Annotated in this window: 5 protein-coding genes; 1 reads left to right on the top strand and 4 read right to left on the bottom strand. The window is 36.4% G+C overall.

Features of this window, described 5'->3' with window-relative positions; all coding sequences use genetic code 11:
* Positions 1-154 precede the first annotated feature (154 nt).
* Positions 155-1714, top strand: a complete 1560-nt coding sequence (locus IQ228_RS15070) for a tetratricopeptide repeat protein (protein WP_193963366.1) — start codon at positions 155-157, stop codon at positions 1712-1714.
* Positions 1715-2292: 578 nt separating this feature from the next.
* Here IQ228_RS15070 and polA read toward each other — a convergent pair.
* The 4 genes from polA to IQ228_RS15050 form a co-directional block, all read right to left on the bottom strand.
* Entirely contained in the window at positions 2293-5196 is a 2904-nt protein-coding gene (gene polA, locus IQ228_RS15065; protein WP_193963364.1) for a DNA polymerase I, read from the bottom strand.
* Positions 5197-5763: 567 nt separating this feature from the next.
* A complete protein-coding gene (gene ylqF / locus IQ228_RS15060) occupies positions 5764-6645 on the bottom strand; it encodes a ribosome biogenesis GTPase YlqF (protein WP_193963362.1) in 882 nt (293 codons plus the stop codon).
* A 17-nt stretch (positions 6646-6662) separates the two neighbouring features.
* Positions 6663-7079 (bottom strand): VOC family protein, encoded by a 417-nt coding sequence (locus tag IQ228_RS15055; protein ID WP_027403624.1) that lies wholly within the window; start codon positions 7077-7079, stop codon positions 6663-6665.
* A 356-nt stretch (positions 7080-7435) separates the two neighbouring features.
* Positions 7436-8569, bottom strand: a complete 1134-nt coding sequence (locus IQ228_RS15050; protein WP_193963360.1) for a cyclopropane-fatty-acyl-phospholipid synthase family protein — start codon at positions 8567-8569, stop codon at positions 7436-7438.
* Positions 8570-8650: the final 81 nt, after the last annotated feature.

Genomic DNA, 8650 nt, shown 5'->3' with positions numbered 1-8650 from the left:
GGGTTGGGGAGGGAAGAACAGAGGTTTTTTCCGATCATTACCCGTCAAAATAAATTTGATGAACTACTAGATATGTTTGAACCGGATTTATATAGATTTGTAAGGGTTTGGCAGTGTTAAACCCTTGCATAAAAAGACCACAGAAATATTGTACATGGATTGGATTACTCTCCTGCGATCGCTACAATCTGACTTCCTGAAAAGGTTAACATCTGGTTGTCTACTTCATTGTCAAATAGAAGGTCAACATAGTGAATTAACTATTATTTCTGGTGAGAGATTAAAAGCATTACGGGAATTTTGCTGGTTAATGGCGGAAAAATATAAACGCACTTCTCCAGTCCGTGATGTTTTTATTAATAATCTTAAAGGTAAATTAGGCGAGGAAGTTGTTAAGGAAAGATTAGCTAATTTTATTACGGAAGTAGATTATGAAAAACGCTTTGGTGGTGATGGTAAAAGTGATTTTACACTCACTGCTAATTCTGCCATTGGCGTTGAAGTCAAATCTCGGCACGGTAGTATTGATAGAGTGAGATGGTCAGTTAGTGCCGAAGAAGTGGAAAAAAATGCAGTAATTGTCTGTATTTTGATTCAAGAAGAAGTCAATGAAGCACAATCTGCATATCATCTTTTTTTAGCTGGATTTCTACCCACGCAAATGATTAAATTGAAAACTGGGAAAATTTCCTTTGGGATTAATCAATTATTGTATGGTGGTGGTCTATTTTCCTATTTAGAACAATTTCCAATTTCAGCAAATTCTTATCCATCTAATTTATCTCAAAGTCAAATAATTAAACCCCAATCTACACCTGTTGATTTAACTATTTTTTATTTAAATCTTGGTGATGAATATTTCCAAAAAGGCGAGTATGCAGCAGCAATTAATAGTTATAATCAAGCCTTACTGTTTAATAATAGTGATGCTGACATTTATTATAAACTAGGCTTAGTTAATTATCAATTAGGCGAGTATCACACAGCAATTACTAACTATAGTCAGGCAATAAATATTAATATTAATCATCTGCAAGCATATCATCAAATAGGTTTGACACATTATCAAATAGGGAATTATCAAATAGCTATAGAAGCTTATACCCAAGCGATTATAATTAATCCCCATATTGCGATTAATTATAAAAATCGTGCTGATGTTCGCTCTCATATTGGTGATACTCAAGGAGCAATTGAAGATTATAATCAAGCAATTAAGCTGAATCCTGATTATATTACCACACAGAAAGATAGACAAATATCTCGTTACCTATTAGATGATCAACAGAAATCACAGCCAGTAATTAATATTGATTTTGATGATGCTATTGGGTATAAAAATCGTGGATATGATCGGTTTGAATTAGGAGATTATGAAGGAGCAATTGCTGACTATACCCAAGCCATTCAAATTAATCCTGATGATATTGATACTTATTATTGTCGGGGTAATGCTCATTTCGATTTAGGAAAATATGCAGCAGCAATCACCGATTATACTCAAGTAGTGAAAATGAACTCTCACTATATCAATGCTTATTATAACCGAGGAAACGCCCTATTAGAAATTGCAGACAAACAAGGAGCAGTAGCAGATTTTCATAAAGCCGCAGATTTATATTGGCAAGAAGGAAAATTAGCAGAATATCAAGATATAAAAGCTAGAATAATAGAATTAGAAATAGAAGCATCTTTAGATATTTTAAATTTTTAATCCCAATTTCATGAAGTCGGGGATCTCAACCTCTCGATATTTACAAAAATATCACTCAATCTCTTAATTGAGTCGCGCAAAAAAGAAGATGCGGGGGTTGACAATTGATTTTAAATTTGTTATCATAAAATTGATGAGGAAGAACTATCATAAAATAATTATAGTTGGAAGGAAACCCAACACATAATTTTTGCCGTTACAAAAAATGTAACCAGGTTCGATATAAGTTTAAGGTATGCTAACCTACTTAGAGATTAGAGGATGTTTGAAAAGTATCAGAATTAATCGAGATTCCCCCAACCCTCGGATGCTTTGCTACGGTGTAAGTAGGTGAGCGTTAAAAATTGTCGTTGGGGGAAGGCAGGGGGAAAGAGTTTGGGTAATTTATTTTTTGGTGTTCCCTTATTCCTCCTTTGTGGGAGACGCTATGGGAGATTATAGAGATTAAAAGATTGGGCGGATTAGGTTGTTTGCTATGATAAAAGTTACTAAAATCTGTGAAATCAGCGCAATCCGTCTAATCCGTGATTCAGACCCTTTTCCCCTCGTAATGCTTATGATCCGCAATTCTAACCTACTTACTTAGTTTCCATCCAATTATCCCCTGCATGAATATCAACAACTAAAGGCACAGATAAAGAAACAGCATTTTCCATCACCGACTTAATTTGTGGTTGTAATTCTTCCCATTCTTGGGGAGGAACTTCAAACACTAATTCATCATGAACTTGCAACAACAACCGCGCCTGATATTTCTTCAGAACTTCATGCAATTGCACCATTGCTATTTTGATAATATCTGCACTAGAACCTTGAATTGGTGCATTAGCAGCAGAACGGAGTAACCCAGCATCATATTGACCTAAATTCTTTAATTTCTGTAAATTAATATCTTCCAACTTACTACCTTTTAACTGCCGTAAACTATTACTAGTAAACTCAAAATAACGTCGTCTACCCAAAATAGTTTCCACATAACCATAGGCGATCGCTTCCTTTTTCACCTTCTCCAAATATGCAAAAACATTGGCATATCTTTCATTAAATCGCTCAATAAATAACTTCGCATCTATCGGATTTATCCCCGTTTCTCTAGCGAATTTTTGCGCTCCCATCCCATAAATTACTCCGAAATTAATCGTCTTTGCAAAACGCCGTTCATCTGAAGAAATATCTTCTTTCTCAAAGACTAATTTTGCCGTCACAGTATGAATATCTTCATTTTGCTGATAAGCTTGAATTAACACAGGTTCTTGACTCAAATGCGCCAAAATCCTTAACTCAATTTGTGAGTAATCAGCAGCTACCATTAACCAACCTGATTCCGGTAAAAAAGCTTTTCTAATTTGGCGGCTAAAAGCAGTGCGAATCGGGATATTTTGTAAATTGGGATGAGAAGAAGATAACCTACCTGTAGAAGTTGCAGTTTGGTTAAAATCAGTATGTAATCTTTGACTTTTGGGATGTACCAAAGCTGGTAAAGCATCTACATAGGTAGATTTTAATTTTGACAAAGTCCGATTTTCAATAATGGCTTCCACAAATCCAGTATTATCAACTTCTTGGAGTTTTTCTAAAGTTGCTGCGTCTGTAGAATAACCAGTTTGAATTTTGCGAGAATATTTGGTACTCAAGCCTAATTTATCGAAAAGAATATGACTCAATTGTTTAGGAGAACCTAAGTTAAATTTTTCTCCAGCAATTTCAGTAGCTATTATTTCTAACTTGGCTAATTCTATTTCTAATTGCTGTGAAAGTTCTTGCAGATAATCTGAATTAATCCGAACTCCTGTATACTCAACTTCCGCTAAAACTTCCTCTAATGGTTGTTCAACTTCATTTAATAGTTTATATAAAGTTGGAGTTTCTACTAACTTTTCCCGTAATTTTGAGACTAATGCAAATGTAGAATAAACATCCATTCCGCAATAATCAGCAACCGCAGCAATACTAATATCAGCAATAGTCTTTCCTTTAGGAACTAAATCTCCATAGCTTTTCGCACTCAATCCCAAATATCGCAAAGATAAATCACTTAAATTATGACTACTATCGGGATTAATCAAATAACTGGCTAACATCGTATCAAAAACCACTCCAGCTAAATTAATTCCTTGACACCGCAGAATTAAGCGATCAAATTTAGCATTTTGTAAAGCCTTGGGATAATCAGCACTTTCCAAAATCGGACGCAGTGCTTCTAATACTAAATCTCGACTTAAATTATCGCCGATTTTATGACCAATGGGAATATAAGCAAGTTCATCTGATTCCGTTCCCCAACAGCAACCAATTCCCACCAAATCCGCATCTCGTGGTTCTAAAGCAGTAGTTTCTGTATCCCAAGCAACGGGGTTTTCTGGATTTGTGAATTTTCTTAAAAGTTTTACCAATTCTGTTAATTTAGCTTCTGTATTAATAATGCGTGGTTGAATTGGTGAAGCATTTTTTTTTATTTCTTGTGCTGTATCGTCTGCACTAAAAAACCACAAATCATCATCTGTTTCTGCTGTGATTTCCGCTACCTTATTTTCTACAACTTCTCCGCCAAATTTTTGTTGTATTTCATTAATTGTCTCTAAAAATCTTTTAAACTCTAATTTCTCTAAAATCGGAATCAGCAAGTTATTATCAAAACCTGTTAATTGACAATCTTCTAAATCAACTTCTAGAGGAACATCACAAACTATCTTAGCTAAATAACGAGATTTTTCTGCGTCTTCTTTACCAGTAATTAGTTTTTTCTGAGTTGCACCTTTAATATCATCTATAGCTGCATAAATTTCTTCCAGAGAATTATAAGTATTTAATAATTGAACTGCTGTTTTTTCCCCAATTCCTTTAACTCCGGGAATATTATCTGATTTGTCACCACATAAGGCTTTAAAATCAACAATTTGTGTAGGTAATACTCCTAATTTCTCTTTTACTTCTTCGGCTCTAAATTCAGCAATACTATTTGTAGAACGTTTTAATGCTTCCGGAGTGAAGTTTAAAACAGTAATTTCTTTATCAGCATCAATTAGTTGAAATAAATCCCTATCCCCGGAAAGTATTTTAACTCGATATCCAGAGGTGGCAGCTTTTTGTGCCAATGTTCCTAGTACATCATCTGCTTCATAACCAGGTGCAGTGAGTATGGGTAAATTCAAGCTTTGTAATAACTCATAGAGGTTTTCTAAGTCGGGAATAAAGTCTTCTGGAGTTTCCGCACGTCCAGCCTTGTAAGTATCATCAGCTTCATGACGGAAAGTAGGTAAAGCCAAATCAAAAGCTACAGCTATAGCTTGCGGCTGTTGTGTGGCTATTACCTCTAGCAAACATTTAATAAAACCGAAACAAACACTGGTGGGGATACCAGCTTTTGTGCGAAGTCCTCCGTCTCTACCTTTAGCAAAAGCAAAGTAGGAACGAAAAGCTAGAGAATGTCCATCTACAAGGATGAATATGGGTTTGTTGATCACGGAAGAATTAAAAGTCAACTGCTTAACCAAATTAGAAACTTATTACATTCTAATTTTTTTTCTCCAGATTTAATATGCAACATAGTAGTCTATCAACCCGAAAATGACGGGTGAAGGCAAGCAGGGGGAGGAGGGAAGAACAGAAGTTTTTTGGCGTTGCTGAATCGAGGTATGAAATTTCCAAATTGAACCTTTAAAAATCAAACCTCAGTGCGTCTACTCTTCGAGATCACGAAGCGTGATTGCGCCTTTGCGTGAGACTAAAATTCATACCCTTAATCAGCAACGCCCAAAAAATAAATTACCCAATTTTGTGGGATGGGCATCCTGCCTGTCCTTGGTAATTAGCGGGCAATTCGTCCCGCACCACAAGAAACTTTTGGGGATTTTTTTAATTGGAAGTCCCTTTGTACGATAAAAAAAATAAATTACCCAATTTTTTGGGATGGGCAGGATGCCCGTCCTTGATGATTAGCGGGCTTTCCGATCCGAATAACCTACAAATCAAGACTTTTTTCAATTTGGACAAGGTATTGTTACACAGATTGGTTTTATTGTGTTCACCTACCTATGACAAATTAGTATTTAAAATGGTGGTAATTCTAAGGGAATATTACCCAAAAGTCCTTTCCGAAAATCGGTGATCATTTGTCTGGCAGCACGTTCTACATCACCTTTATAACGATGTTCTGCTAAAACTTGTAAGTAGTCTTCTCCTGTGTGGATGATGGAATCTATCTCATACCGTGACAGTAATGGATGTGGTGGTAATAAATGAGAATGTGTTTCTTGAAGCTCGTTAAGTATATCTACGAATGCTGCGCCGATGAGTTGATTGTCATAAGCTGCTTCACCAATATCGTCACAAATAGCTAATTTGACGGCTGCGGCTTGGCTGTCCAGTCTGGCAGGAATGACACCAGGGGCATCCAGTAATTGTAATTGATCAGAAATTCTTACCCACCGCAGTTGCCTGGTAACACCGGGACGGGCAGCGCTTTCTACGACTCGTTTTCCTATCAACCTGTTAATTAAGGCTGATTTACCGACATTGGGAAAACCAATGACGACAGCCCGGACGGGACGGGGTAACATTCCTCTATCTGTGCGGCGTTGGTTAAGTTCAATACCTGCTGCTTGGGCGGCTTTGGCTATGGCGGTGACACCTTGACCATGTTGGGCGTTGGTAAAATATGGAACTTCGCCTTGATTTTTAAACCACTCTATCCAGCGCGATCGCACTTGTGGCAAAATCATATCTACCCGGTTGAGTACCAATATCCTGGCTTTTGTCCCCACCCATTCATTCATTTGGGGGTGATTTGTAGTTATAGGAATACGGGCATCTCTTACTTCTAAAACCACATCAACCCGTTTTAGCTGTTCTTTGAGATTTTTTTCAGCTTTGGCAATGTGTCCGGGATACCATTGAATCAAATTTAATTTGTAATTTTGTGTGATTGACATTTATTGTTTGTTAGTTGTCATTGGTCATTGATCATAATATTTGCCTGTTCCCTGTTGCCTGTTTCCTCTTGATGAGATTGATGTAAAATTAAACGGTTGCCGTCGGGGTCGTAGGCATAAATTTCTTGTCCGTGAGAAGCTATAGAAATGTCTCTTTGTGAGGTACAGCCTAAAGATGTCAGGTGAGATATGGCAGTTTCTAAATTATTCACTTCCAAACATAAACTGAGCGGACTTTGGGAATTAACGACAAATTCTGACTCATTTGTTGATTTAGGTTTAAAAATACCTAACTTTAAACCAGCAATATGAAACTCAGCATAGATATGGGGAATAAGTTTTTTTGGTTTTTGTTCTAGTAATTGAGTATAAAAGCTGACTATATTATCAAAATTAACTGTGGCTATGGTGACTATGACACTATTATATTGCATATTTATTTTTACCATAGATTTGTCACAAGAGCGCAGTTAATTCATTCTTACAGCAGAATTCACCAAGTCGGGGGTGTAAATAAGTAATTGGACAAAAATATTTACAGTCATTGCGAGGGAAGGGAAGCAATCACAACCCTGGCGATTGCTTCATTTCACTTCGTTCCCTATGGCTAAAATCAGGTTAGAATTGCGGATTATATGCATTACGCGGGGAAAAAGGTCTGAATCACGGATTAGACGGATTGCGCTGATTTCACGGATTTTAGTAACTTTTATCTTACCTTGCCATGATCCGGATCATGGCGAGGCGATTAGCATAAAATTTTACCCCTCAAAACTTTTAAAACATCCTCTTAGGCATGAACCATTAAATATTGTCCATTACCGTTGTATTCACCATCGCAACTGGCGAAATTAGCACCTAACCAAATTAAATAAAATCTCCAGATGCGACGAAATTTGGCATAGTTAATACCGTAGTCCAAATCTTTTGCTATTGCTTGAGAATCATCAAAGTTTTTTAACCAACTAGCAAAAGTTTGGGAATAATTAGAACCATTAAGATACCATTTATCAATAGTTTTCAGGTCTTGATTATGGCTGGGAATCGCATCATATTTCCAGTAACGACCATGAGGGAAAATGTATTTGTGAGTGAAAACGCTGGATATATTATTGGGGGTGCGGACTGTAATAATATGAATGAAAATTTTGCCGTTATCTTTGAGAAAAGATGCCAGTTTTCTGAAAGCTTTTGTTAAATTACCTACATGACAAAAAACACCAATTGAGAGGATTTTGTCAAATTTTGTTTCAAATTGGGCATCGTTTAAATCTCCTTCATAGAGAGTAAAACGACCGGAACTAAGGTAACTTTCGGGATCTTGCATTTTCTGACGCATATATTCACATTGGTGGTGACTCAAGTTAATTCCTGTGAATTTGACATTGGGAAATTTGGCAAGAATATAATTAGCTACACAGCCCCAACCACAGCCAAAATCTAAAATATGATCACCATCTTTGATTTCTAATTTGTCAATGACATCATCAATCATTTGCATTTGTGATTCTTCAAGATTGGTTGCTCCTTTTTCCCACAATCCCATGCTATATTTAGGATAAATGAGTTTTCCATCACCTAACATGGGATTCAGCATAGCTTGAGGTAAGTCGTACTGAATCTTCATTAATTCCTGCGAACCTTCGGCGGTATGGTCTGTTTCTGTTAATACCCATTCGTAGGGTGCAAGCAGGGATGGAAAATATTTAAAAAAGATGGGCATACAACTATCAAAAAGCGATCGCAACACAGCATCCGGTACTTCTAATCCATTGATATAAGACTCGGCTATTGCCATTTGCACTAGGTTAACTGTACCAACTGCAAGACGGGTTGCTTTGTAAGCAATTGGACTTTTAGTATGCACATCTCCCACGAGGGGAAGATGTTTTTCAATATTTTGTAAAATTGTTAATGAATTCATATTTATTTTGGGGTGTAAAACTGCCACTATTCTATATCAATAAACCCAAGTCAAAATATCATTAAATAATAGATATTCCTT

This window comes from Dolichospermum sp. LEGE 00246, assembly GCF_015207865.1.
Taxonomy (GTDB): Bacteria; Cyanobacteriota; Cyanobacteriia; order Cyanobacteriales; family Nostocaceae; genus Dolichospermum; species Dolichospermum heterosporum.
This window is presented reverse-complemented; position numbering and strand designations above follow the sequence as displayed.